Here is an 863-nt window from a genome sequence, read left to right as displayed (position 1 = left end):
AGTAGTGGCGAGCGAACGGGAAAGAGCCCAAACCATACATGTTACGGCATATATGGGGTTGTAGGACCACGAGATGTGATTTGTAAAGTAAACTGGAACCAGGTGGGAAACTGGGCGATATGGGTGACAGCCCCGTACAGGTAAGCAATACAGCGCTAGTGGTATCCTGAGTAGGGCGGGACCGGAGGAATCCTGCTTGAATCTGCCAGCACCATCTGGTAAGGCTAAATACTCCTGAGAGACCGATAGTGAACCAGTACTGTGAAGGAAAGGTGAAAAGAACCCCGAACAGGGGAGTGAAAAGAACCTGAAACCGTGTACTTACAAGCGGTTGGAGCAGGGTGATCCTGTGACAGCGTGCCTTTTGCATAATGAGCCTACGAGTTACTCTTTACTGGCAAGGTTAAGTGATTCAGTCACGTAGCCGCAGCGAAAGCGAGTCTGAATAGGGCGCAGAGTCAGTAGAGGTAGACGCGAAACCTTGTGATCTACCCTTGGGCAGGTTGAAGGTTGGGTAACACCAACTGGAGGACCGAACCGATAAACGTTGAAAAGTTTCCGGATGACCTGAGGGTAGGGGTGAAAGGCCAATCAAACTGGGAAATAGCTCGTACTCCCCGAAATGTTTTTAGGAACAGCGTCGATATATAGTCTTATAGAGGTAGAGCTACCGATTGGGTGCGGGGGAGTCAAATCCTACCAAATCCAGACGAACTCCGAATGCTATAAGATATGATCGGCAGTGAGGCTTTGGGTGCTAAGGTCCAAGGCCGAGAGGGAAAGAACCCAGACCATCAGCTAAGGTCCCCAAATGTAGTCTAAGTTGAACTAACGAGGTCCGGTTGCCCAGACAGCTAGGATGT

1 rRNA gene is annotated in these 863 nt (G+C 50.1%); it reads left to right on the top strand.

Annotation, left to right across the window (positions count from 1 at the left end):
• A 23S ribosomal RNA gene (locus H8B04_RS16860) occupies nt 1–863 on the top strand; the annotation flags it as partial.

It is taken from the genome of Sphingobacterium litopenaei (genome assembly GCF_014692495.1).
Lineage (GTDB): Bacteria > Bacteroidota > Bacteroidia > Sphingobacteriales > Sphingobacteriaceae > Sphingobacterium > Sphingobacterium litopenaei.
Note: the sequence above shows the minus strand (reverse complement) of the source record. Positions and strands in the feature narration are given on the sequence as shown.